Source organism: Faecalibacterium sp. I3-3-89 (assembly GCF_023347275.1).
GTDB lineage: Bacteria > Bacillota > Clostridia > Oscillospirales > Ruminococcaceae > Faecalibacterium > Faecalibacterium butyricigenerans.
Genome location: NZ_CP094468.1, coordinates 1,225,573 through 1,251,036, shown reverse-complemented (window position 1 = coordinate 1,251,036; position 25,464 = coordinate 1,225,573). Strand labels below are relative to the sequence as shown.

Sequence of the window (25,464 nt, the reverse complement as noted above, 5' to 3'; positions counted from 1 at the left end):
GAAGGATTCCTTATAAATAAGAAGAGTAGAACCATGCCGATAAAAAATGCAATCCACAGCCAACAAGTCTACGACCCAACGGATGAATCCATCATGGCAGAGCAGGAACTTTGCATGGAGCGGCTGTATGATTATAACCACACCCGCCCTTCCGAACACGCAAAACGGGAGCAGCTTTTGAAAGAAATGCTTGCAGAGTGCGGCGCAGACTGCTGGATTGAGCCGCCGTTTCACGCCAATTGGGGCGGAAAGCACGTTCACATGGGCGATTATGTCTATGCCAACTTCGGGCTGACCTGCGTGGATGATACCCATATCTACATCGGGGAGCATACCATGATCGGCCCGAACTGTGTCCTTGCGACCACAAACCACCCGATCCTGCCGGAACTGCGTGAGAAAGCATACCAGTACAATCTGCCCATCCGCATTAGACGCAACTGCTGGCTGGGTGCTGGCGTAATCGTGGTGCCGGGTGTTACCATTGGGGATAATACGGTGATCGGTGCGGGAAGCGTTGTGACAAAGGACACTCCTGCTAACGTAGGGACCATTTGCTTCTCAGTCGAACAATCTTCGGGTTGGTTCGACTGGGGAGCTTTTTTATTTTATCCGAAGCTTTTTAAACAACAGAGCCGCAGTCCTTTCGGGGGCTGCGGCTCTGTCTGCTTCTGTATCCTTATTTTCCCTCTGCGCGGAGGCGGGCGTCCTTGTCCAGCAGCGGCTTGAGGTACTGGCCGGTAAAGCTTTCCGGTACCTCTGCCACCTGCTCGGGTGTTCCCTCCGCCACGATGAGTCCGCCGGCGCTTCCGCCCTCGGGACCGAGATCGATGATGTGGTCGGCGCACTTGATGAGGTCGAGGTTGTGTTCGATGACGATGACGGTATTGCCCGCATCCACCAGCTTCTGCAGCACCTCGATGAGGCGGTGGACATCCGCGATGTGGAGGCCCGTAGTCGGCTCGTCGAGGATATACACGGTCTTGCCGGTGCTGCGGCGGGCCAGCTCATTGGCCAGCTTGACGCGCTGGGCTTCGCCGCCCGAAAGGGTCGTGGCGCTCTGTCCCAGCGTGACATAGCCCAGCCCCACATCCAGCAGGGTCTGCAGTTTGCGGGCGATCTTCGGCTGATTGGCGAAGAAGACCACTGCCTCCTCCACTGTCATGTTCAGCACGTCGGAGATGGTCTTTTCCTTATATTTGACTTCCAGCGTCTCCCGGTTGTAACGTGCACCCTTACAGACCTCGCAGGGGACGTAGACATCGGGCAGGAAGTGCATCTCGATCTGGAGGATACCGTTGCCCTCGCAGGCCTCACAGCGGCCTCCCCGGACGTTAAAGCTGAACCGGCCCGGGCCATAGCCCCGCATCTTGGCGTCCTGTGTCTGCGAAAAGACGGTGCGGATGTCGTTGAAGACGCCGGTATAGGTGGCCGGGTTGGAGCGGGGTGTCCGGCCGATGGGCTGCTGGTCGATGCCGATGACCTTGTCCACAAATTCGAGGCCCTCTACCCCATCGCATCTGCCTGCGCGGGAACGTGCGCCGTTCAACTCACAGGCCAGCGTCTTATACAGGATCTCATTGATGAGGCTCGATTTGCCCGAGCCAGAGATGCCCGTCACGCAGATAAACTCTCCCAACGGGAACTTCACATCAATATTCCGCAGGTTGTTCTCCCGTGCCCCCCTCACCGTGAGGAAATTGCCATTGCCGGTGCGGCGGGTCTGGGGCACCTCGATGCGCTTGCGGCCCGATAGATAGTCGCCGGTAATGCTGCGCTTGGCCTTGCAGATGTCCTTCACCGAGCCGGCAGCCACGATCTCACCGCCATGGACGCCTGCGCCGGGGCCGACGTCCACGATATAGTCCGCGCTGCGCATGGTATCTTCATCGTGCTCGACCACGATGACCGTGTTGCCGAGGTCGCGGAGATTTTTCAGCGTAGCGATGAGCTTATCATTGTCCCGCTGATGCAGGCCGATGGACGGCTCATCCAGCACATAGAGCACGCCGGAGAGCGCACTGCCGATCTGGGTCGTCAGGCGGATGCGCTGGCTCTCGCCGCCGGACAGAGTGCCTGCCGCCCGGGCCAGCGTGAGGTAGTCGAGTCCCACGCTCTGCAAGAACTGCAGGCGGTTCTTGATCTCCTTCATGATCTGGCCGCCGATCTGCTTCTGTTTTTCGGTCAGTTTTGGCTCATTGTCGGCGATGAACTTCAGCTCGTCCCGGATGGACAGCTCGCAGAAGTCGCTGATGTTCTTGTCTCCGATGGTCACAGCCAGCACCACCGGCTTGAGGCGTTTGCCGTGGCAGTCGGGGCACTCGACGCCTGACATAAAGCTGCCGATCTCCTCCTTCATCCACTCGCTGTTGGTCTCCCGGAAGCGGCGCTCAAGGTTCTCGACGATGCCCTCGAAGGTATTGTAATAGACACCGCTGCCGAACTCGTTGGTCCGGTGCATCTCGATCTTTTCGCCGTTGGTGCCGTAGAGCAGGGCGTTGACGGCTTCAGTGCTCATATCCTTGATCGGCGTATCCAGCGTGAAGCCGTACTTTTTACCCAGACCCAGATAGTACATCTCCGACACAGAGCCTTCGGCGTAGTACCAGCCGCTGGCCTTGATGGCCCCTTCCCGGATGGAGAGATTCCGGTTGGGCAGGATGCGCTCTTCGTCCACCCGCATAAAGGTACCAAGGCCGGTGCACTTTTCGCAGGCACCCAGCGGGTTGTTGAAGGAGAAGAGACGGGGCGACAGGTCGCTGATGGAGATGCCGTGCTCCGGACAGGCGAAATTCTGGCTGAAGGTCATGCACTCGCCGCCGATGACGTCCACCTCGGCCACGCCGCCGGTGAGGGCAAGGGCGGTCTCCAGCGAGTCCGCCAGACGGCCCCGGATGCCCTTGCGCAGGGCGAGGCGGTCCACCACCACCTCCACGGTGTGCTTGATGTTCTTTTCCAACGTGATCTCCTCGTCAAGATCGTACAGGTTGCCGTCGATCTTCACGCGGGCATAGCCAGCGCGACGGGCGGCTTCCAGCTCCTTCTGCTGGGTGCCCTTACGCTGGCGGACGACGGGGGCAAGGACCTGAAACTTCGTCCCCTCTTCCAGCTTGAGGACGGCGTCCACCATCTCGTCCACGGTCTGCTGGCTGATGACCCGCCCGCAGACCGGACAGTGGGGCACGCCCACACGGGCGTACAGAAGGCGCAGGTAATCGTAGATCTCGGTCACAGTGCCCACGGTAGAACGGGGGTTGTGGCTGGTGGTCTTCTGGTCGATGGAAATGGCCGGTGACAGGCCGGTGATCTCGTCCACATCGGGCTTGTCCATCCGGCCAAGGAACATCCGGGCATAGCTGGACAGGCTCTCCACATAGCGGCGCTGGCCGTCGGCGTAGATGGTGTCGAAGGCGAGGCTCGATTTGCCCGAGCCGGACAGGCCGGTCATGACGATGAGCTTTTCCCTCGGGAGGGTCAGATTTACATTTTTCAGGTTGTGCTCCCGCGCACCCTTTATGACTATTTTATCGTTTGCCAAGGTACTTTCTCCCTCTTCTTTGTGTCTGTGCATGGTTCTGCTTCCGCTCTGTCTCCGCCGAGGAATCCACGGTGGGGTTCTCGCCCCGGCGCAGACGGTCGATCTGGTCGCGCAGGAAGGCCGCGTGCTCAAATTCCAGCAGCTTCGCCGCCTCCTTCATCTCCCGGGTCAGGCGGTCAATGGCGGCTTCCCGCTCCAGCTTGCCCATCCGCCGGGTGTTCATCTTGGCGTTCTCGGCCTTGTCGCTGATCTCGATGCTGTCCGGGATGGCCTTCACGATGGTCTTGGGCACGATGCCGTGCGCAGCGTTGTAGGCCATCTGGATGGCGCGGCGGCGCTCCGTCTCAGTGATGGCGCGGTCCATGCTGTCCGTCACCTCGTCGGCGTACATGATGACCAGACCTTCTGCGTTGCGGGCCGCACGGCCGATGGTCTGGATCAGGCTGGTCTCACTGCGGAGGAAGCCTTCTTTATCGGCGTCGAGGATGGCCACAAGGCTCACCTCGGGCAGATCGAGGCCCTCACGCAGCAGGTTGATGCCCACCACCACGTCGATGGTGCCGAGGCGGAGGTCTTTGATGATCTCCATCCGCTCAAAGGTGTCCACCTCGTGATGCATATACTTGACCTTTATCCCCTGCTCGGTGAAGTAATCCGTCAGGTCCTCGGCCATCTTCTTGGTCAGGGTCGTGACAAGGACGCGCTCATGCCGCTGGATGCGGGCATTGATCTCGCCCAAGAGGTCTGTCACCTGCCCCTCCACCGGGCGCACCGAGATGAGCGGGTCCAGCAGACCGGTCGGCCGGATGACCTGCTGGGCCACCTGCGTGCTGTTCTGGCGCTCGTACTCGCCGGGGGTGGCCGAGACGAAGATCATCTGGTTGAGCTTGGATTCCACCTCTTCAAACTTGAGGGGGCGGTTGTCGAAGGCCGACGGCAGGCGGAAGCCGTACTCCACCAGCGTCTTTTTGCGGGCATAATCCCCGCCGTACATGGCCCGCACCTGCGGCAGGGTGACATGGCTCTCGTCCACGAAGAGCAGAAAATCCTCCGGGAAATAGTCCAGCAGGGTCGTGGGCATACTGCCCGGCGCGCGGCCCGACAGGACAGCGGAGTAGTTCTCAATGCCCTTGCAGATGCCCACCTCGGTGAGCATCTCGATGTCGTAGTTCGTCCGCTGCTGGATGCGCTGGGCCTCGATGAGCTTGCCCTCCGAGGTGAACTGCTTCACCTGCGCGTCGCACTCTGCCCGGATCTTCTCGATGGCCGCAGCCTTTTTGTCGGCGCTGACGATATAGTGGCTGGCCGGGAAGATGGCAACGTGCTTCACCACGTTCTGTTTTGCGCCGGTGAGGGGGTTGAACTCGGTGATGCGGTCGATCTCGTCGCCGAAAAATTCCACCCGGATGGCCAGCTCGCTCATATAGGCCAGATAGATGTCCACGATGTCCCCATGGACGCGGAATTTATTGCGGATAAAGTTGACGTCGTTCCGCTCATATTGCAGCGTCACCAGCTTCTCGCACAGCTCGTCCCGCTCCATCTGCATCCCGGGCCGCAGGCTGATGACCATGCTGCGGTAATCAATAGGGTCGCCCAGAGAGTAGATGCAGGACACTGACGCCACGATGATGACATCCCGCCGCTCCGACAGCGCCGCCGTGGCCGAGTGGCGCAGACGGTCGATCTCGTCGTTGATGGCACTGTCCTTCTCGATATAGGTATCGGTGCTGGGGATATAGGCCTCCGGCTGGTAGTAGTCGTAGTAGGAGACGAAATACTCCACAGCATTGTCCGGGAAGAACGAGCGGAACTCGGTGCAGAGCTGGGCCGCCAGCGTCTTGTTATGGGCCAGCACCAGCGTGGGACGGTTGCACTGGGCGATGACATTCGCCATCGTGAAGGTCTTGCCGCTGCCGGTGACGCCCAGCAAGGTCTGGCAGCGGTCGCCCCGCTCTACCCCTTCCACCAGCTGGGCGATGGCCTGCGGCTGGTCGCCCGTGGGGGCGTAGGACGACACCAGATGGAATTTTTCCTCTGCCACAAAAAGCCCTCCTTTTTGAAACTACGATTAGTTGTATGTCGTAGCGCTATTATACCACAATTATTTTATAATGTAAATCATTCTCTTCCATATGGGCGTAGCATTGTGCCGGTCTCGAAGTCGTAGAAGGGCAGGCGGTTGGATTCCCGCATGGAAAAATACTCATTTTCCGCGATGATGATGTGGTCGCGCAGGCGTATCTTCACCAGCCCCAGCGCACGGACGATGTTTTCCGTGGCGGCAAGGTCTTCCCGGGAGGGCAGCGGCACACCGTTCGGGTGATTATGGCAGAGCACAACACTCTCCGTCCCGCCTCGGAGCGCCGCCGAGACGACATCCTTCACCTCCAGACCCACCATCCGGCTGTTCCCTTCTTTCAGCCAGCAGACCCCCTTTACCCGGCTGCGGCTGTCCAGCGAAAGGAGCAGGACCTTCTCCTGCCTTGCCCCGGCGAAGCGGGGCTTCAGGTAAGTCACCAGCCGCTCGGTGGTCGTCAGCGCACCCTCGGTACTGGTGCGGTCGTGCTCATAGTATCGGCTCACCTCGGGCAGGAGATGCAGCATCCGGGCGCTGGCCGGGCCGATGCCCGCCACACTGCACAGCTCTTCTTCACTGGCCTCCAGCACCCCGGTAAAGCTGCCGAACCGCTCCAGCAGCGCGTGGGCGATGCCGTTGGTGTCCCGGCGGGCGTTGGTGATGTAGAGCAGGTATTCCAGCACTTCGTGGGGTGCGAGGCTTTCCAGCCCGTACTGTTCCACCCGGGTGCGCATCCGCTGTCGGTGTCCCTCGTGGCTTATGTTCTGTCCCGCCATAGCTGTGCTCCTTTGCATTGCAGTCGTTTCTTTTATAGTACCCCATTTTCAGCAAAAGACAAGAGCCGACCGAAAATATTCTGCGTTGACTTCATGAGAAGAGTAGATTATTATAAGGTAGAAGCAGCCCTCTCAGTCTCATCGCAGGCCCCTCTCCAGCTTCCCTTGTAGGGGGGCTTCGGCAAAAAGACAAACGACATCTTTTCAGAAAATAAAAAAGGATATGCTTTTATGAAACAATACACTGCCACCGCCAACGACGAGGGCGTCCGCCTCTCCCGCTTTGTCCAGAGCGTGACCCGCGACTTCCCTACCAGCCTCTTATACAAGAGCTTCCGCAACAAGCGCATCAAGGTCAACGGCAAAAAGGGTGCGCCCGAAGACCGCATCAAGGCCGGCGACCTCATCGAGCTGTACATCAACGACGAGTTCTTCCCGCCGGAGGGTGCAAGGCCGGCCCATAAGCCTGCCCCCAAGAAACAGCAGAACCAGCCCAAGGTGACGGTCATCTACGAGGATGAGAACATCGCCGTCCTCTACAAGCCCACCCACCTGCTCTGCCACAGCGACCGCACCGGCGACGCGAATCTCGTGGACGCATTTACCCAGTATCTGGCCCAAAAAGGCGAATACGACCCGCAGGGCGAGAACCGCTTCAAGCCCGGCATCTGCAACCGCCTCGACCGGGGCACCGAGGGCCTCGTCATTGCGGCCAAGAGCTACGCCGCCCTCCGGGACATGAACGAGATCATCCGCACCGACCTGCTCAAAAAAGAGTATTACACCATTACCGTGGGCATCCCCCAGAGCGGACGGTTCACCGCGTGGTGGGAGCACGACGAAAAGAACAACAAGGTGAGCATCCACGCCCACCAGTCACAGGACGAGCGCCGCAAGCAGATCATCACCGATGTGGATGTGCTGCGGACGGCAGGCCCCTTCGCCCTCTGCCGCATCGGCCTTATCACCGGCCGCACCCATCAGATCCGTGCCCATCTGGCCTATCTGGGCAAGCCGGTGCTGGGCGACATCAAATACGGCAACCGGAAGATGAACGAGCGCACCGGCACCACGACGCAGGCCCTCTGCGCCGTCCGTATCAGCTTCCTCGACATCCCTGAGGAAAATACCCTCCACTACCTCTCCGGCAAGGTCATCAAACTGAAAGACCCGCAGATCGTAAAGCAGTTCGACGCGCTGGATAAAAATAAGCAGGCCCCCGCCGAGGAGAAGTAAGATGGAAAAGGCCGACATCGACGCGCTATAATAAGGAGGCATTCTGATGTATCCTGACCGCAAGACCGCCGAGGCCCTTTTGAGAGAGGCCGAGCCGCACAACCCCGGCCCGTGGGGCGACCACAGCTCATAAGTAAGCCTCTCCCCTCGTTTTGCATTGGAGGTATCATATCATGCGCAAGCCCCGCATCATCTTTTTCGACATCGACGGTACTCTCATCGACATGGAGAAAAAGCGCATCACCAAGCCGACTTTGGACGCTCTGCGCCGCTTACAGCAAAACGGCATCCTGCTGGCCATCGCCACCGGGCGTTCCCCGCTCATCGTGCCGAGATTCGACGGCGTGGAGTTCGACGTCTTTCTTACCTACAACGGCTCCTACTGCTACGACCGCCGCGGAGATATTTTTGCCAGCCCCATCCCGCCGCAGGATGTGCAGACCATCCTCAAAAATGCGGCTGCTCTGGGGCGGCCCGTTTCGGTCGCGGGCCGGACGCAGCTGCTCTCCAACGGAACGGATGACGATTTAACGGCATATTACGCCATCGGCGGACGAGCGCCGGTCATTTCCGATAAGTTCGATGAAGTCTCCCGAGGTGAAGTCTTCCAGCTGCTGATGGGCTGCCGCAAGCAGGACTGGCCTGCCATCCTCAAGGGCACCACCGGCGCAAAGATCGCCGCGTGGTGGGACAGGGCCGTAGACATCATCCCCACCTCGGGCGGCAAGGGCGCAGGCATCCGGAAGGTACTGGCCCACTACGGCCTGACAAAGGAAGATGCGATGGCTTTCGGCGATGGGAACAACGATATAGAAATGTTTCAGGCCGTCGGCCACAGTGTGGCCATGGGCAACGCCTCCCCCGACCTGAAAGCCATTGCCAGCGAGGTCTGTCGTCCCTGTGCGGAGGATGGTATTTACCACTACTGCAAAGAAAATGGTTTGATTTAAGAAAACAAAAAAAGGCCGCTGTGTTCAACCTCTCCGTCACGGCTTCGCCGTGCCACCTCCCCTATCGAGGGGAGGCTTTGGCATGGCAGAAAGCCCAATCTCTTCGCCAGAGGCTCCCCTCGGTAGGGGAGCTGTCGAACGAAGTGAGACTGAGAGGTTGCTTTTACAGCGGCCTCTTTTTTGCTATTTACTTTTCTTCTCGTTCCGCCTTTTCGGCCTCCTGCTGCTGACGCAGCTTTTTGATGCGCTTTTTCTCGCTCTCAACGCGAGGCCATGGCCACGAAAAGCCCTCGTTCTCTTTGCACCAGCGGGTGAGCGGATAGAACGCGAAAGCCAGCCCGAACAGGTACAGCAGGACGTACAGCAGGCCTGAAAGCGTTACCAGTGCGTCCAGTGCACCGATGAGGGCCATAAGAAAGCCCGCCTTCAGGAAGAAAAGTCCGTTCTGACGGCAGTACTCGGGAAAATTTTCAGCCTTGACGGCCTGACGGCCCTGATCGCCCCAGACCCGGGGATTTTTCATGACCGAATACCCGTAAAAGACCAGCATCAGGCCACAGGTGAGTTGGAATCCAAAAAACATCTGCGTCGTTCCTCGCTTTATTCTGGTGTAATGGTCTCAGAAGACCGATTAGTCGTCGTACTCGCCCAGCAGCGGCTTCATGAAGGGCAGGAAGTCCAGCGTTGCGAAGTAGTCGCGGGGAGTCTCGGCGCGGCGGATGAGACGGTGGGAGCCGTCCTCGCAGAGCAGGACTTCGGCGCTGCGCAGCTTGCCGTTGTAGTTGTAGCCCATCGCAGAGCCGTGGGCACCGGTGTCGTGAATATACACGATGTCGCCGATGTCGATCTTGGGCAGCATCCGGTCGATGGCAAACTTGTCGTTGTTCTCGCACAGGCCGCCCACTACGTCATACTTGTGGTCGCAGGGGGCATTCTCCTTGCCCAGCACCGTGATGTGATGGTAAGCGCCGTACATGGCGGGGCGCATCAGGTTGGCCGCACAGGCGTCCAGACCGATGTACTCCTTGTAGATGTGCTTCTCGTGGATGGCAGTTGCCACCAGCGCGCCGTAGGGGCCGGTGGTGAAGCGGCCCATCTCGGTGAAGATGGCGACATCGCCCATCCCGGCAGGGACCAGGATCTCCTCGAATTTCTTACGGACACCCTCGCCGATGGCCATGATGTCGTTCTCAGTCTGCTCAGGACGGTACGGGATGCCCACGCCGCCGGACAGGTTGATGTAGGCGATGTGGACGCCGGTGGCCTTCTGGACGCGGACCGCCAGCTGGAACAGGATCGCAGCCAGCTCGGGGTAGTAGGCGTCCGAAATGGTGTTGGAAGCGAGGAAGGCGTGGATGCCGAAGTTCTTAGCTCCCTTTGCAGCCAGCTTCTTGTAGCTGTCGATCATCTGCTCCTCGGTCATGCCGTACTTGGCATCTCCGGGCTTGTCCATGACCTGAAAGCCCTCCTTGCTCTCGCCCAACTGGAAGGTGCCGCCCGGATTGTAGCGGCAGAAGATGTTCTCCGGCACACCGGCCACCCGGTCGAGGAAGTCCACCATCGTGGCGTCGTCGAGGTTGATATAAGCGCCCAGCTCGTAGGCCTTCTTCATGTCCTCCACGGGGGTCTGGTTGGAGGAGAACATGATGTCGCTGCCGCTGAAGCCGCACACCTCACTGAGCATCAGCTCGGTCAGGGAGGAGCAGTCCACGCCGCAGCCCTCTTCCTTCAGGATCTGGAGGATGATGGGGTTGGGCAGAGCCTTGACCGCGAAATACTCGCGGAAGCCCTTATTCCAGCTGAAGGCTTTGTTGATGCGGCGGGCGTTCTCCCGGATGCCTTTCTCGTCGTAGACGTGGAAGGGGGTGGGCACGTCCTGAATGATGTCCTGAGCCATCGACTCAGTCAAAAACGGTTTCTTTTCCATGATATACATCCCTCTCATATATTTTTACACGGCCGAATGCCGTGCAGCCAGCAGTTCACAGCTTGAGGTTCTCCCGGGTGGGGGTAAAGGTAGGCACCATCTTGGCCAGCTGGGCTACGACGTTGTCGTCGTTGTGCTCGGCGGCGGCAGACAGCTCCTGAAGCTGCTGATAGAACTCGCCAAGGTCGATGTTCCGGGGCGGAGCCACGAAGATCTTATTGTGGCCGGTACGGCGCATCTTGTCCTGTTCCTCGTCCATCATCAGCTCTTCGTAGAGCTTCTCGCCGGGGCGGAGACCCACGATCTTGATGTCCATATTCACGCCCGGCTCGTAGCCGTAGAAACGGATGAGCTGCTTTGCGAGATCCATGATCTTGACCGGCTCACCCATATCCAGCACATAGATGCTGCCGCTCTCAGCCAATGCGCCGGCCTGCAGCACCAGCTGCGCGGCCTCCGGGATGGTCATGAAATAGCGCTCGATGTTGGGGTCAGTCAGGGTGACGGGGCCGCCTTTTTTGATCTGCGCCTCGAACAGCGGGATGACGCTGCCGTGGCTGCCCAGCACGTTGCCGAAGCGGACGGCCACGCACTTCATGTCGGTGTTGCCCGCAAAGGTCTGAATGAGCATCTCGCACAGGCGCTTGGTGCAGCCCATAACGCTGGTGGGGTTGACGGCCTTATCGGTGGAAAGCTGCACCAGCCGCTCCACACCGTGTTCGCTGGCGCTGACCAGCAGGTTCTTGGTGCCGAAGACGTTATTCTTGACGGCCTCAGCGGGACTGATCTCCATGAGCGGGACGTGCTTGTGGGCCGCGGCGTGGAACACCACCGTGGGGTGGTAGGTCTCAAAGACCTCGTCCAGACGGGCCTTGTCCCGGATGGAACCCACCAGCACCGTGATGGGCACATCGCGGCCATACTTCTGTTGTAGTTCCATCTGCAGCTCGTAGGCGCAGTTCTCGTAAATATCGAAGATGAGCAGCTTCGCGGGTCTGAAGCGCATGACCTGACGGCAAAGCTCGCTGCCGATACTGCCGCCGCCGCCCGTCACCAGCACGGTCTTGCCGGTGAGGTAGCCCGAGATCTGGGCCGTGTCCAGCGTGACCTCCTCACGGGAGAGGAAGTCGGCCGTATTCAGCTCTCGGAACGCCCCCTGCTGGGGTGCGCCTGCCCCCACAAGCTGGGGGTCGCTGAGCATCTGCACCGCACAGTGGGTAGAGACGCAGAGGTCGATGACATGGTTCAGGCGGCTGCCCCGCAAGGTCGGGATGGCAATGATGATGGTGTGGATGCTGTAGCGGGTGCACAGGTCGGGGATCTCCTCCAGCGTGCCCTTCACCGGGACGCCGTGGATGGTCTGACCCAGCTTGGCGGGGTCATCGTCCACCGCCACCACCGGGTGGCCGTAGCTGCCGTTGCTCTTGCAGACGTTGATGGCCCACGCACCGGCCTCGCCCGCGCCCACGATCATCACAGGGCGGTTGGGGTCTTTGCTGGTGTTGCCCCGCAGCCGCTCGCCCAGCGGGTGGTTCAGGAAGAGCCGCCACGCCAGACGGCTCCCGCCGACGAGCAGGAAGATGAGCACCGAAGCCATCGCGTTGGCCGAGTTGAAGAGCACACCATGGATGAAGCAGCGGTTGACCAGATACACCACGACCGTCGGGGCAGCGATCATCCCAGCCAGACGGATGAGGTCCCGCTCTCCGGCGTATTTCCAGAGGATGGTGTAGAGTCTCCCGCCCAAGAAGCTGAGCAGATAGACCGCCACGATCCACGGCAGGTTCGCGTAGAGCAGGGCACGGTTGTGAGGCCACCACGAGGCCTCGACTGCGCCGTCTGCGCGGAGCAGGAGCGCAAAATAAAAGCTGAAGGCTACGATGGCTGCGTCCAGCACCACCAAAAAGGCCCGGCGGGCCAGCACCTGCAGCATACTTGTTTTCTTTTCCTTCACAAAAAGTCCTCTTTTGCATCAGGGCCGGTGTCGGAGAGACGCCAGCCGCCGTTTTTTCGACCCAAGGGCCTATCGCCCCATCGTATCTGTATCATTATACTCGATTCTTCTCCCCATGTCCAGCGCTTTTGTGTCTTCTCTCCCCTGCCACCACGTCCCGCAGCTCCTCGCCGAGGCCCAGCGGCCATGCCGCCGCAAAGCAGACCAGCGTCATCCCCGCACCGCCCAGCGCCACCGCCGCCAGCTGCGCGGGCACTCCTCTCGCCAGCCATGGGGTCAGGAGCTTCCGCAGCGCCAGCCCCGCTCCGGCACCGGCCGTCCCCGCAAGACCCGGTGCCCCCAGCCACCGCCACAGTCGCAGCGGCAGGCCGCAGCTGGACAGCAGCCGCCCGGTGTTGGCGGCGCAGGTGTAGAGACTGGACAGCAGGATCACGAAGAGGAACCCTTTCATCCCGAACCGGGGCAGCAGGAGCACCACCCCCGCGATGCGGAGGCAGGAGTCCCACATACTGTACCGGAAGACGGCTTTCTGCTCTCCCATCCCCTTCATCGCGCCGTCCACCATGCTCTCGAGGTACATCAGCGGCATGGCCGGGCCGAGGATGACGAGATAGCTGCCCGCCTCCGCGCTGCCGTAGAGTGCCTCGGCCAGCGGCTGTCCCCACACCCAGAATGCTGCCCCCGCCAGCGCCGAAAAATAGCCTGTGAGCCGCAGCATCCGGTCGATGAGGACGGAGAGGCGCCTGCTCTGCCCCCGGAGATGGGCTTGGGTGATCTCGGGCATCAGGAGGACGGACAGACTCCCCAGCAGCCCGAAGGGAAAGGTCAGCAGGGGCAGGGCCATCCCTTTCAGGTTTCCGTACTGGGTCACAGCCTCGGCACGCCCGCCGGAGCATTGCAGATAGACCGCAAGACAGGCTGGGACCAACATATTCTCGGCGGTGTGGAGGGCACTGGCGAGACATCGCCCGCCCTCCACCGGCCAGAGGATGTCCCAGAGCCGCCGCCCCGGGTCATGGGGACGCTGTACAGGCTGTGAGCCGAAGCATCGGCGGGCCTCCCGGCAGTAGAACAGGGCCATCAGACCGGTGCTGACGGCCTCGCTGGCCGCCGTTGCGCCCAGCACTGCCGTACAGCGCTGCCCCGCATCCCATCCGAGAGCGTCGGCCCGGCCCAGCGCGGTCCAGACGATGCCGATGCGGACGGTCTGCTCAGCCAGCTGGCTCAGGACATTCGGCTCGACCCGCCGTCGGGCGATGAAAAAGCCCCGCAGCACCGACGACACCGCCATCCACGGCAGGCCCAGCGACGAGACGCGCAATGCCCCCGCCGCCCGGGCATCTCCCAGCCACCACCGTGCGGCGAGGCCGGCCAGACCGAACTGGGCCGCCAACGCCGTCACTCCCAGCCCGGCCCCCGCCAGCAGAAGACGGCGCAGCATCCCCCGGGCCTCGGCCGGGCTTCGGGCCAGCTCTTCGGCCATCAGGCGGGTGGCCGCCACCGATACGCCTGCCGTCGCCAGCGTGACGAAAAGCGAGTAGACCGCCAGCACCAGCTGATACAGCCCCATCCCCTCGCCGCCCAGCGCGTTCGCCAGCCAGATGCGCAGCCCCATCCCTGCCAGCCGGAGCAGGACATCTGCTCCGGTCATCAGGGCCGCGTTTTTCAGATAGCTCTTCCCCACTGCGCCCCCTCCCTTTCCTGCTCGTATCCTTTTATAGGTATGCACGCCGCTCTGGGAAATATGAGCGGCGGCGTGGGTTGTTTCTTTCCCAGTTTTATGATATGATATATATTGCATCTGGCGGAGCGTTTTCTGCCAGACAGGATCTAAGAATGCAAGGAGGAAGCGCACCCCGGCACCACGGCCGTGCGCAATGAGACAATGAGCGAAGAATGTACCCATGACTGCTCCAACTGCGGGGCAGCGTGTTCTTCCCGCAATGCTGCACCCCAGCATGACGCCCCCAACCCTAACAGCAGCGTCAAGAAGGTCATCGGCGTCGTGTCCGGCAAGGGCGGCGTCGGCAAGAGCATGACCAGCGCCCTGCTGGCCTGCGCCATGGCACGCCGCGGCTACCACTGCGGCATCCTCGACGCCGACATCACCGGCCCGTCCATCCCGAAGCTGTTCGGCATCCATGGCCGCGCCATGGTGGACGACAAGGGCTGCTGGCCCATCCAGAGCCGGATGGGCATCGACGTCATGAGCATCAACCTGCTGGTGGAGAACGAAGAGGACCCCGTCGTCTGGCGCGGCCCCGTCATCGCCGGTGCGGTCAAGCAGTTCTGGACCGATGTGGTCTGGAAGGACGTCGATTTCCTGTTCGTGGATATGCCTCCGGGAACGGGCGATGTGCCCCTGACCGTCTTCCAGAGCCTGCCTGTGGACGGCATCGTCGTCGTGGCAAGCCCGCAGGAGCTGGTGAGCATGATCGTCGCCAAGGCTGTGAACATGGCCGAGATGATGAAGGTGCCTATGCTGGGCATCGTCGAGAACATGAGCTACATCGTCTGCCCCGACTGCGGCAAGCACATCAATGTGTTCGGCGACAGCCATGTGGACGAGGTGGCCGCAAAGCATCACCTGCCCGTGCTGGCTAAGTGCCCCATCGACCCCCAGCTGGCCGCACTGTCCGACGCCGGCATGATCGAGACCTACGGCGGACAGTTCCTCGAGGGTGCCGCTGACGCCTGCGAGAAGCTGCTGAAGTAAGACTTATCCCCCTGCACCGCCCTTCCCGGGCCGGTGCAGGGGGATTTTTATTCTTTCGCAAAATCATGCGTTATCGCCGCTTTTTGAAGCACCCGTTCTTTTTTGTGAAGTATGTTCATCTTTTCTGTAGTTTTTTTGAAAGATTTTCCAGCTTTTGCAGGGCGGGCCATCTTGTAAATCGGCGGATAAAGCTTTATAATAACGAAGTGTGCTGAGGTTCGCTGTCCTCGCCGTGGAAACGGGAGAGCCGGAGCCTCATGATAGAGCTACACGATAGAGTTAAGGGAAAAGGAGTATCTTACTATGCTGACGAATGAATATCTGAAGCGTGTCTACGAGGGCCTCGAGAAGCGCAATGCCAACGAGCCTGAGTTCCTGCAGGCTGTCCGTGAGGTGCTGGAGAGCATCCAGCCCGTCGTGGAGAAGCACCCCGAGTACGAGAAGGCCGGCCTCATCGAGCGTCTGGTCGAACCGGAGCGCATCATCTCCTTCCGTGTGCCTTGGGTCGATGATCAGGGCAAGGTCCAGGTGAACCGCGGCTACCGCGTCCAGTTCAACAGCGCCATCGGCCCCTACAAGGGCGGCCTGCGCTTCCACCCCTCTGTCAATCAGGGCATCCTGAAGTTCCTCGGCTTTGAGCAGACCTTCAAGAACAGCCTGACCACCCTGCCCATGGGCGGCGGCAAGGGCGGCTCTGACTTCGACCCCCACGGCAAGAGCGACATGGAAGTCATGCGCTTCTGCCAGAGCTTCATGACCGAGCTGTACCGCCACATCGGCCAGTTCGTGGACTGCCCTGCCGGTGACATCGGCGTCGGCGGCCGCGAGGTCGGCTATATGTTCGGCCAGTACAAGCGCCTGACCAACAGTTTTCAGGGCGGTATGCTCACCGGCAAGGGCCTGACCTTCGGCGGCTCTCTGGCCCGTACCGAGGCCACCGGCTACGGCCTGTGCTACTTCACTGCTGAGGCCCTGAAGTGTATGCGCAACGACAGCTTCGAGGGCAAGACCGTGGTCATCTCCGGCTCCGGCAACGTCGCCATCTATGCCTGCGAGAAGGCCACCCAGCTGGGTGCCAAGGTCGTCACCATGTCCGACTCCAACGGCTATGTCTACGACCCCAACGGCATCGATCTGGCCTACGTCAAGGATCTGAAGGAAGTCCGCCGCGGCCGCATCAAGGTGTATGCTGAGACCCACAAGGATGCGACCTATGTTGCTGACTGCACCAAGGTCTGGACTGTCCCCTGCGACATCGCCCTGCCCTGCGCTACCCAGAACGAGATCAACAAGGAGTCCGCTGAGGCTCTGGTGAAGGGTGGCTGCACCGTGGTCTGCGAGGGCGCTAACATGCCCAGCACTCCCGAGGCCATCGAGGTCTATCTGTCCAACGGCGTTCTGTACGGACCCGCAAAGGCTTCCAACGCCGGCGGCGTGGCCACCTCCGGTCTGGAGATGAGCCAGAACTCCGAGCGTCTGAGCTGGAGCTTCGAAGAGGTCGATGCAAAGCTGAAGGGCATCATGGAGGGCATCTTCCACGCTTCCTATGACGCTTCTGTGGCTGCCGGCTCCGAGGGCAACCTGATGGTCGGTGCAAACTGCGCCGGCTTCCTGAAGGTCGCTACCGCCATGATGGCTCAGGGCATCACCTACTAAGCTTTTTCCTGATCTGCAAGGGCCGCATCCGCGAGGGTGCGGCTTTTTTTGGTTTGCCCCGCCTGCCTGCATAACCGTCTGCCGCCCCGCTCATACTCCTTTCATCAAATGAAAAGAGGTTTTTGCATGGACGAAATGATGTTCTGTTATCAATGCGAGCAGGCGGCAAACTGCACGGCCTGCACCGGAAAAGCGGGTGTCTGCGGCAAATCAGCCGAGACAGCCGACGCGCAGGACAAGCTCACCGGGGCACTCATCGGCTTTGCCACCCTGCTGCTGGACATCGGCAGACCCATCCGGCCCCCGCAGGCACTCCTGCTGACGGAAGGATTGTTCACCACCATCACCAATGTTGATTTCGACCCCCAGACGGTGGCGCAGCTGACCGATAAGGTCTGGAAGGCCAAGCAGGAAGCCTTTGCCTCGGCCAGCCCTGCACCTGCACCAGTGTCCGACTACGATATGCAGAAGCTGTGGCAGGAGCCGGACCCCGACCGGAAGAGCCTGTGCTCCTTTGTCCTCTTTGGGCTGCGCGGCATGGCAGCTTACTCCTACCACGCGCGGGTGCTGGGCTATACCGATGGCGAGATCGACCTGTTTTTCTGCACGGCGCTGCGGGCCATCGCACAGGAGCGGGACAAGGACAAGCTCTTCCAGCTGGTAGAGGACACCGGGCGGATGGCCTACCGGGTCATGGCTGAACTGGACAAGGCCAACACCGGCGCGTTTGGCGACCCGGAGCCGGTGGAGGTGTCCCTGACCATCGAGAAAGGGCCTTTCATCGTCATCTCCGGCCACGACCTCTACGACGCCAAGTGCCTGTTGGAGCAGACCGAGGGCAAGGGCATCAATGTCTACACCCACTCCGAGATGCTGCCTGCCCACGGCTACCCGGAGCTGAAAAAGCGCTTTCCTCATCTGAAAGGCAACTTTGGCACCGCATGGCAGAACCAGCAGCGGGAGTTTGAGGACATCCCTGCACCGGTGCTCTTCACCACCAACTGCATCATGCCCCTCCGGCCCAGCTATGCCGACCGGGTATTCACCACCTCTGTCGTCTCCTATCCCGGCGTCACCCACATCGGGGAGGACCGGGATTTTTCGCCGGTCATCGCCAAGGCGCTTGAGCTGGGCGGCTACCCGGAGGACACCCTCATCCCGGGCATGAACGGCGGCAGTGTGGTCGCCACCGGCTTTGCCCACCATGCCGTACTGAGCCATGCGGAGGAGATCGTCCAAGCCGTCCACGAGGGTGCCATCCGGCACTTTTTCCTCATCGGCGGCTGCGACGGCACCCGCCCCTCCCGCCGGTACTACACGGATTTTGCCAAGCTGACCCCGCCCGACACCGTCATCCTGACGCTGGCCTGCGGCAAGTTCCGGCTCAACGACCTGCCGCTGGGTACGGTGGCGGGTCTGCCCCGCATCCTCGACGTGGGCCAGTGCAACGACGCCTACAGTGCCATCCGGATCGCGCTGGGTCTGGCCGAAGCTTTTGACTGCTCGGTCAACGAGCTGCCCCTCTCCATCATCCTCTGCTGGTTCGAGCAGAAGGCGGTCTGTGTGCTGATGGCCCTGCTGGCGCTGGGCATCCGGGGCATCCGTCTCGGCCCCACCCTGCCCGCCTTCCTCTCCCCCGGGGTGGCCGCTGTTTTGCAGGAGAAGTATGACCTCCGGCCCATCACCACGCCGGAGGACGATCTTGCCGCCTGTCTGGGCCGGCACTGAGCCGGAAAAGGCATACTATTTCCTACTCTGCGTGTCTGTTTTTCACAAGAAGAGCCGCCGCCGTGTACCCAGCTTTGGTGCAGCTGTCACTTGAATCTATTTCAACACCTTTGTATAATAGTGTTGTTATCCGGAACAAGGGCGTTCCAGATGTGTCTTTGCCGACCCATCTGGGACGCCTTTTCTTTTTATCGGCACAGAGGGGCGCTGCGGATTGTGCCGCAGCACTGCCAGGATAAGCCTCCGGAAAATCGAAAAAAGGATGGGAAAGTCTATGGAAAATTTCACGGAGCAAAAACGACCACTCGGCCTGTATGACCCCCAGTTCGAGCACGATGCCTGCGGCATCGGCGCGGTGGTGGACATCAAGGGCCGCAAGAGCCACCAGACCGTCAGCGATGCACTGTCCATCGTGGAGCGCCTTGAGCACCGCGCCGGCAAGGACGCCGAGGGCAAGACCGGCGACGGCGTCGGCATCATGCTGCAGATCAGCCACCGTTTCTTCACGAAGGTGGCCGACGAGCTGAACATCAGCCTCGGCAACGAGCGCGAATACGGCGTGGGTATGTTCTTCTTCCCTCAGAACGAGCATCTGCGGGCGCAGGCCATGAAGCTGTTCGAGCTTGTGACCCGCAAAGAGGGCCTTGAGTTTCTGGCATGGCGCGCCGTGCCCGTAGACCCCGACGCTGTGGGTCAGAAAGCCCGTGACTGTATGCCCTCCATCTGGCAGTGCTTCATCAAAAAGCCCGCCAAGGTGAGCAAGGGCATCGACTTCGACCGCAAGCTCTACATCGTCCGCCGGGTCTTTGAGCAGGCCAGCAACGGCACCTATGTGCCCAGCCTGTCCAGCCGCACCATCGTGTACAAGGGCATGTTCCTCGTCCACGACCTGCGCCTGTTCTACCTCGACTTGCAGGATGAGGATTACGAGTCCGCCATCGGCATGGTGCACAGCCGCTTCTCCACCAACACCAACCCCAGCTGGATGCGCGCCCACCCCAACCGCTTCATCCTCCACAACGGCGAGATCAACACCATCAAGGGCAACACCGACGCCATGCTGGCCCGCGAGGAGACCATCTCCTCCCCCATCATGAAGGAGGACATGAACAAGATCCTGCCCATCATCAATACCTCCGGCTCGGACTCCGCCATGCTGGACAACGCCCTCGAGTTCATGGTGATGAACGGCATGGATCTGCCGCTGGCCGTCATGATCACGATCCCCGAACCGTGGGAGAACAACAAGAACATCAGCCAGAAAAAGCGGGATTTCTACCAGTATTACGCCACCATGCTGGAGCCGTGGGACGGCCCGGCGGCCATCCTCTTCTCCGACGGCGACGTGGTAGGCGCGGTGCTGGACCGCAACGGCCTGCGTCCCAGCCGGTACTACATCACCAAGGATGGCCGGATGATCCTGTCCTCCGAGGTGGGCGTGCTGCCCTGTGAGCCGGAGAACATTCTGGTGAAGGATCGTCTCCGCCCCGGCAAGATGCTGCTGGTGGACACCCTCAAGGGCGAGGTCGTGGACGACGAAAAGCTGAAGGAGTACTACGCCAGCCGCGAGCCTTACGGCGAGTGGATCGACCGCAACCTCGTCCAGCTGAAAGACCTCAAGATCCCCAATGTCAAGACCCCCAGCTATACCGGCGACGACCTGCTGCGTCTGCAGAAGGTGTTCGGCTACAAGTACGAGGACATCAGCACCCTCATCCTGCCGATGGCACGTCAGGGCGCAGAGCCTTCCGGCGCAATGGGCACCGATACCCCGCTGGCTGTCCTCAGCGGCCAGCACCCCCCGCTCTTCAACTACTTCAAGCAGCGGTTCGCACAGGTGACGAACCCGCCCATCGACGCCATCCGTGAGAAGGTCGTCACCTCCACCAGCGTCTATGTGGGCGCACACGGCAACCTGCTGGAGGATAAGCCCGAGAACTGCAAGGTGCTCAAGGTCCACAACCCCATCCTCACCTCCACCGACCTTCTCCGCATCAAGTACATGAATGTGCCGGGCTTCAAGGTGTCCACGGTCTCCATCAATTACTACAAGAACACCAGCCTCGAAAAAGCCATCGACCGCGTCTTCCTCGAGGTGGACCGTGCCTACAAAGAGGGCGCGAACATCATCATCCTGTCCGACCGGGACATCGACGAGTACCATGTCGCCATCCCCAGCCTGCTGGCGGTGTCGGCTGTGTCCCAGTACCTCATCCGCACCAAGAAGAGCACCGCACTGGCCCTCATCCTCGAGAGCGCCGAGCCGCACGAGGTGCACCACTTCGCCGCCCTGCTGGGCTACGGCGCCTGCGCCGTCAACCCCTATCTGGCCCATGAGACCATCGGCCAGCTCATCGACGACGGCCTGCTGGACAAGGACTATTACGCTGCCGTGGACGACTACAACAAGGCTGTGCTGGGCGGCATCGTGAAGATCGCCTCCAAGATGGGCATTTCCACCATCCAGAGCTACCAGAGCAGCCAGATCTTTGAGGCCGTCGGCATCTCCAAGGACGTCATCGACAAGTACTTCACCGGCACGGTCAGCCGCGTGGGCGGCATCGGCCTCGAGGACATTCAGGCAGACGTGGAGGCTCTCCACAACGCCGCCTTCGACCCGCTGGGCCTCGACATCAATATGCAGCTGGAGGACGGCGGTGCCCACAAGTTCCGCAGCGGCAAGGAAGAGCACCTGTTCAACCCTCAGACCATCCACCTGTTCCAGAAGGCCTGCTTCACCGGTGACTACGACACCTTCAAGCAGTTCACCCACACTGTGGACAACATGGGCAGGAACGGCGTCCATCTGCGCAGCCTGCTGGACTTCAACTACGCCCCTGACGGCGGCATCCCGCTGGACGAGGTGGAGCCGGTCAGCTCCATCGTCAAGCGGTTCAAGGCTGCAGCCATGAGCTACGGCGCACTGAGCAGCGAGGCCCACAAGACCATCGCCATCGCCCTGAACCGCCTCGGCGGCCGGAGCAACACCGGCGAGGGCGGCGAGCCGGAGGAGCGCTATCACAGCGAGAGCAATTCCAAGATCAAGCAGGTGGCCTCTGCCCGCTTCGGCGTCACCAGCAAATACCTCGTCTCCGCCGAGGAGATCCAGATCAAGCTGGCACAGGGCGCAAAGCCCGGCGAGGGCGGCAACCTGCCCGGCGCGAAAGTGTATCCGTGGATCGCCAAGACCCGCCACAGCACCACCGGCGTGGGCCTCATCTCTCCCCCGCCCCACCACGACATCTACTCCATCGAGGACCTTGCAGAGCTGATCTATGACCTCAAAAACGCCAACCGTCACGCAAACATCAACGTCAAGCTGGTGAGCGAGGCCGGTGTCGGCACCATCGCAGCCGGTGTGGCCAAGGGCGGCGCACAGGTCATCCTCGTCTCGGGCTATGACGGCGGCACCGGCGCTGCCCCCCGCAACTCCATCAAAGACGCTGGTCTGCCTTGGGAGCTGGGCATCGCCGAGACCCACCAGACCCTGATCCTGAACGGCCTGCGCACCCGCGTGCGCATCGAGAGCGACTCCAAGCTCCTCTCCGGCCGGGATGTCGCCATCAGCTGTATGCTGGGCGCGGAGGAATTCGGCTTCGGCACCTCCCTGCTGATGACCATGGGCTGCGTGATGATGCGTGTCTGCAACCTCGACACCTGCCCCATGGGCATCTGCACCCAGAACCCCGAGCTGCGCAAGCATTTCCGCGGCAAGCCCGAATACATCATCAACTACCTGACCTTCGTGGCGCAGGAGCTGCGGGAGTACATGGCAAAGCTGGGCATCCGCACCATCGACGAGCTGGTGGGCCGCACCGACCTGCTCCACGTCAAGCCCGCCCCTGCCGGAAGCCGTCTGGCCAAGATGGACCTCGACTGCATCCTGCACAACCCCGCCATCGTCAACAGCAACGTCCACTTCCAGAAAGAGGATACCTATGACTTCCATCTGGAAGACACGCTGGACATGAAGGTGCTGATGAAGAAGTTCAAGCTGTCCAGCAAGACCCCCCAGAGCGTCAAGCTGGAGGTCTCCAACACCGACCGCGCCTTTGGTGCCATCTTCGGCAGCGAGATCACCCGCAAGTATGGCGGCGATCTGCCGGATGACGTCTACACCGTCCACTGCACCGGCGCAGGCGGCCAGAGCTTCGGCGCGTTCATCCCCAAGGGCCTGACCCTTGAGCTGACCGGCGACTGCAACGACTACATGGGCAAGGGTCTGTCCGGCGGCAAGCTCATCGTCCGCCCGCCCGAGGGCATCACCTTCAAGCCCGAGGACAACATCATCATCGGCAACGTGGCCCTCTACGGTGCCACCAGCGGCAAGACCTTCGTCTCCGGCGTGGCCGGTGAGCGCTTCTGTGTCCGCAACTCGGGCGCTGTGGCCGTCGTCGAGGGCGTGGGCGACCACGGCTGCGAGTACATGACCGGCGGCACCGTCGTCGTTCTGGGTCATACCGGCAAGAACTTCGCGGCCGGTATGACCGGCGGCATCGCCTATGTGCTGGATGAAAACTGGGACTTCTACCAGCGGGTGAACAAGGAGACCGTCAGCCTCGAGCCGGTGGAGCACAAATACGATGTCGCCACCCTGAAGGAGCTGATCCGGGAGCACGTCGAGCTGACCGGCTCGCCCCGCGGCAAGGAGATCCTGGACAACTTCAGCGAGTTCCTGCCCAAGTTCAAGAAAGTTCTCCCCTACGACTACGACCATATGCTGCGGGTCATCGCCTCCATGGAGGAGCGGGGTCTCGACGGCGAGCAGGCGCAGATCGAAGCATTCTACGCCGTGCAGAAGAAGAAGTAAGGAGGGGAACATCATGGCAAAACTCACTGGTTTTATGGATTACGCGCGCAAGACCAGCACGGATGTTCCGCCGCTGGAGCGCATCGAGAATTTCAACGAATTTCACATCTGGCTCTCCCGGGAGGAGCAGCAGACGCAGGCGGCACGCTGCATGGACTGCGGCGTCCCCTTCTGTCAGGCCGGCATGATGATCGGCGGCATGGCCTCCGGCTGCCCCCTGAACAACCTCATCCCGGAGTGGAACGACCTCGTATATCAGGGCAAGTGGGAGCTGGCGCTCCGCCGTCTGCGGGCCACCAATCGTTTCCCGGAGTTCACGAGCCGGGTCTGCCCGGCTCTCTGCGAAGCCGCCTGCACCTGCGGCGATGTGACCGGCAGCAGCGTCACCGTCCGGGAGAACGAGCACGCCATCGTAGAGACGGGCTACGCCAAGGGCTGGCTCCACGCCGCCCCGCCCCCGGCCCGCACCGGCAAGAGCGTGGCCGTCATCGGCAGCGGCCCCTCGGGCCTGTCGGTGGCCGAGTACCTCAACATCCGCGGCCACGCCGTCACCGTTTTTGAGCGGGCCGACCGGGTGGGCGGTCTGCTGATGTACGGCATCCCCAACATGAAGCTGGACAAATCCGTCATCGAGCGCCGCATCAAGATCATGCAGGCCGAAGGCGTGGAGTTCCGCACCAACATGGACGTGGGCGGGGCCGTGGATGCCGCCGAGCTGCTCAAGAGCTACGACGCCATCGTCCTCTGCTGCGGCGCAAAGAAGGCCCGGGACCTGAACGTCCCCGGCCGGGATGCCCGGGGCGTCCATCTCGCGGTGGACTACCTCACCAGCGTGACCAAGAGCCTGCTGGACAGCAGCTTTGCCGACGGCAAGGCCATCAGCGCCGCAGGTAAGAATGTCCTCGTCATCGGCGGCGGCGACACCGGCAACGACTGTCAGGGCACGGCCCTGCGGCAGGGCTGCACCGACCTGATGGCGCTGGAGATGATGCCCCAGCCCCCGAAGGAGCGTGCAGCGAACAACCCGTGGCCCGAGTGGCCCCGGGTGCTGAAGGTGGACTACGGCCAGACCGAGTGCCTCGCCAAGTTCGGCAAGGACCCCCGCGTTTACCAGACCACCGTGAAGGAGTTCCTGAAGGACGAGGCCGGAAATCTGACCGGCGCGGTCATCTCCTATCTGAAGCCCCAGCGCGACCCCGACACCGGCCGCACCAGCATGGTGCCCACCGGCGAAGAGTTCACCTACGACTGCCAGCTGGCTTTCATCGCCGCCGGTTTCGTGGGCTGTGAGGACTATGTCGCTGAGGCATTCGGCGTAGAGCGGAACGCCCGGGGCAATGTGGCCGACCAGAGCTTCCGCACCAATGTGGATAAAGTCTTCGTCTGCGGCGATATGCGCCGGGGCCAGAGCCTCGTCGTCTGGGGCCTGCGAGAGGGCCGCGACTGTGCCGCCGAGGTAGACCGCTATCTGATGGGTTACACCAACCTGTGACCCCCCTACTTTTGACATTCTCTTTCCTATCCTAAACAGAAACGGGAGCTTTCCTTTGTGGGAGGCTCCCGTTTCTGTTTCTCCAGTTTCCCGATTTCACAAAGCTTTCACAGTTAGTGTGTTCTATCTGCTTGCAAAAGATACCCCTAAGTGGTAAAATCAAATCATCGGGAGGCTTACCCCCGCAGGGTACGTCCTCCTACATTGAACTACCCAGAAAGGAGCTATCTGCTATGACTGATGCTGAAAAGAAGCCCTGCTGCGCCGCTGCGCCCGCCGAAAAGGAGACTGCCCCCTCCTGCTGCCGCCACAAGGACCGCACTCCCGAGGAGTACCGTGCCCTCGTCAACCGACTGAGCCGCATCGAGGGTCAGGTGCGCGGGATCCGCGCGATGGTGGAAAAGGACGTTTACTGCACCGATATTCTGGTGCAGGTGGCGGCTGTGAACGCTGCACTGAACGGCTTTTCGAAGGAGCTGCTGGGCCAGCACGTCCGTACCTGCGTGGCTGACGACCTGCGGAATGGCAGCAGTGAAAAACTGGACGAGCTGCTGACCCTGCTGCCCAAGCTCATGAAATGACCCCATTCCGGGCATCTTAT

The 25,464-nt window shown here is 61.2% G+C and carries 16 protein-coding genes; 9 read left to right on the top strand and 7 right to left on the bottom strand.

What is annotated here, in order from left to right; translation table 11 throughout:
• The first annotated feature begins 33 nt into the window (after nucleotides 1-33).
• Nucleotides 34-729, top strand: coding sequence for a sugar O-acetyltransferase (locus MTP38_RS05750; protein ID WP_330221127.1), 696 nt, complete (start codon nucleotides 34-36; stop codon nucleotides 727-729).
• On the opposite strand, the gene uvrA is transcribed toward MTP38_RS05750, so the two are convergent.
• From uvrA to MTP38_RS05735, 3 genes are all read right to left on the bottom strand, one after another.
• Nucleotides 680-3,538 (bottom strand): excinuclease ABC subunit UvrA, encoded by a 2,859-nt coding sequence (gene uvrA / locus MTP38_RS05745; RefSeq protein ID WP_249234544.1) that lies wholly within the window; start codon nucleotides 3,536-3,538, stop codon nucleotides 680-682. The two genes, MTP38_RS05750 and uvrA, sit on opposite strands and share 50 nt — an antisense overlap.
• Nucleotides 3,525-5,582: an excinuclease ABC subunit UvrB gene (gene uvrB, locus MTP38_RS05740; RefSeq protein ID WP_249234543.1), complete on the bottom strand. Its 2,058-nt coding sequence runs from the start codon at nucleotides 5,580-5,582 to the stop codon at nucleotides 3,525-3,527. Before uvrB ends, uvrA begins: the two co-directional genes overlap by 14 nt.
• A gap of 77 nt (nucleotides 5,583-5,659) precedes the next feature.
• Nucleotides 5,660-6,394 carry a JAB domain-containing protein gene (locus MTP38_RS05735; RefSeq protein ID WP_249234542.1) on the bottom strand — a complete coding sequence of 245 codons (735 nt, stop codon included), beginning with the start codon at nucleotides 6,392-6,394 and terminating at the stop codon, nucleotides 5,660-5,662.
• A 231-nt stretch (nucleotides 6,395-6,625) separates the two neighbouring features.
• On the opposite strand from MTP38_RS05735, the gene MTP38_RS05730 reads away from it, so the two are divergent.
• Together MTP38_RS05730 and MTP38_RS05725 are read left to right on the top strand one after the other, a co-directional pair.
• The gene (locus MTP38_RS05730) at nucleotides 6,626-7,630 is read left to right on the top strand and encodes an RluA family pseudouridine synthase (protein WP_249234541.1); all 1,005 of its coding nucleotides are present in this window, start codon (nucleotides 6,626-6,628) and stop codon (nucleotides 7,628-7,630) included.
• Between the two features lie 173 nt (nucleotides 7,631-7,803).
• Nucleotides 7,804-8,580 carry a Cof-type HAD-IIB family hydrolase gene (locus tag MTP38_RS05725; RefSeq protein WP_249234540.1) on the top strand — a complete coding sequence of 259 codons (777 nt, stop codon included), beginning with the start codon at nucleotides 7,804-7,806 and terminating at the stop codon, nucleotides 8,578-8,580.
• Nucleotides 8,581-8,767: 187 nt separating this feature from the next.
• Here MTP38_RS05725 and MTP38_RS05720 read toward each other — a convergent pair whose 3' ends face one another.
• The 4 genes from MTP38_RS05720 to MTP38_RS05705 form a co-directional block, all read right to left on the bottom strand.
• Nucleotides 8,768-9,163 (bottom strand): hypothetical protein, encoded by a 396-nt coding sequence (locus tag MTP38_RS05720; RefSeq protein ID WP_227620010.1) that lies wholly within the window; start codon nucleotides 9,161-9,163, stop codon nucleotides 8,768-8,770.
• A gap of 48 nt (nucleotides 9,164-9,211) precedes the next feature.
• Nucleotides 9,212-10,507 carry a diaminopimelate decarboxylase gene (locus MTP38_RS05715; protein WP_249234539.1) on the bottom strand — a complete coding sequence of 432 codons (1,296 nt, stop codon included), beginning with the start codon at nucleotides 10,505-10,507 and terminating at the stop codon, nucleotides 9,212-9,214.
• A gap of 55 nt (nucleotides 10,508-10,562) precedes the next feature.
• Nucleotides 10,563-12,461 carry a nucleoside-diphosphate sugar epimerase/dehydratase gene (locus tag MTP38_RS05710; protein ID WP_249234538.1) on the bottom strand — a complete coding sequence of 633 codons (1,899 nt, stop codon included), beginning with the start codon at nucleotides 12,459-12,461 and terminating at the stop codon, nucleotides 10,563-10,565.
• 94 nt (nucleotides 12,462-12,555) lie between these two features.
• Nucleotides 12,556-14,145, bottom strand: a complete 1,590-nt coding sequence (locus MTP38_RS05705; protein WP_249234537.1) for an oligosaccharide flippase family protein — start codon at nucleotides 14,143-14,145, stop codon at nucleotides 12,556-12,558.
• 201 nt (nucleotides 14,146-14,346) lie between these two features.
• Here MTP38_RS05705 and MTP38_RS05700 point away from each other — a divergent pair, with 201 nt between their 5' ends.
• The 6 genes from MTP38_RS05700 to MTP38_RS05675 all read left to right on the top strand — a co-directional run bounded on the left by MTP38_RS05700 (nucleotide 14,347) and on the right by MTP38_RS05675 (nucleotide 25,444).
• Nucleotides 14,347-15,177: an Mrp/NBP35 family ATP-binding protein gene (locus tag MTP38_RS05700; protein WP_249234536.1), complete on the top strand. Its 831-nt coding sequence runs from the start codon at nucleotides 14,347-14,349 to the stop codon at nucleotides 15,175-15,177.
• Nucleotides 15,178-15,480: 303 nt separating this feature from the next.
• Nucleotides 15,481-16,833 (top strand): NADP-specific glutamate dehydrogenase, encoded by a 1,353-nt coding sequence (gene gdhA / locus MTP38_RS05695; RefSeq protein WP_249234535.1) that lies wholly within the window; start codon nucleotides 15,481-15,483, stop codon nucleotides 16,831-16,833.
• Nucleotides 16,834-16,959: 126 nt separating this feature from the next.
• On the top strand, nucleotides 16,960-18,561 hold the full coding sequence (gene hcp, locus MTP38_RS05690; RefSeq protein WP_158397159.1) for a hydroxylamine reductase: 1,602 nt from the start codon (nucleotides 16,960-16,962) through the stop codon (nucleotides 18,559-18,561).
• A 274-nt stretch (nucleotides 18,562-18,835) separates the two neighbouring features.
• On the top strand, nucleotides 18,836-23,371 hold the full coding sequence (gene gltB / locus MTP38_RS05685) for a glutamate synthase large subunit (protein WP_249234534.1): 4,536 nt from the start codon (nucleotides 18,836-18,838) through the stop codon (nucleotides 23,369-23,371).
• Between the two features lie 13 nt (nucleotides 23,372-23,384).
• On the top strand, nucleotides 23,385-24,863 hold the full coding sequence (locus MTP38_RS05680) for a glutamate synthase subunit beta (RefSeq protein WP_249234533.1): 1,479 nt from the start codon (nucleotides 23,385-23,387) through the stop codon (nucleotides 24,861-24,863).
• Between the two features lie 233 nt (nucleotides 24,864-25,096).
• The gene (locus MTP38_RS05675) at nucleotides 25,097-25,444 is read left to right on the top strand and encodes a metal-sensing transcriptional repressor (protein ID WP_249234532.1); all 348 of its coding nucleotides are present in this window, start codon (nucleotides 25,097-25,099) and stop codon (nucleotides 25,442-25,444) included.
• Nucleotides 25,445-25,464 lie beyond the last annotated feature (20 nt).